This is a genomic window from Rhodococcus sp. NPDC054953, from assembly GCF_053609225.1.
In genome coordinates this window covers 712-1,134 of record NZ_JBSGXD010000082.1, presented here as the reverse complement: position 1 = coordinate 1,134, position 423 = coordinate 712, and the positions used below count along the sequence as shown (strand labels likewise).

At 67.6% G+C, this 423-nt stretch carries 1 protein-coding gene; it reads right to left on the bottom strand.

Annotation, left to right across the window (positions count from 1 at the left end):
- On the bottom strand, positions 1–423 hold a 423-nt coding region (locus ACWF62_RS20615), incomplete at both ends, for a TIGR02391 family protein (RefSeq protein WP_452631289.1).

Here is a 423-nt window from a genome sequence, read left to right as displayed (position 1 = left end):
CGCATCAGCGGCACACCAACCAGGGAGTTGTCGAGGCCCGAGGCATCCCGGACGGCGACCTCGACCGCCTTCATCGCCGCGAAACACGCGGTCTCGTAGTCGCCCAGGTCGAAGTTGGTGCGCACCGTGAACTCCAAGGCCGGGTGGAGCGGACCGGACAGCCGCTGGCGAGCCTCGAAGCGTGGGAGACCATCGGGACCCTTCGCCAAGTTCGCGCCGTCGCGGGATAGTTGGCGGAAGCCTTCCGACTGACTGGGTACCCGGGACAGCAGCGCATGTGCCTCCAGCCAGGTCCAGGCATCGGAGAGGCGGTCGACGAGTACGTCGGTGTCCGGCTCGTCCTGGAACGCCTGGCGGGCCGTGCCCATCGTTAATCCGTACTGCAGGAAGCCGTTGCCGCCGGCGAGGTGCTGCAGAAGCAGG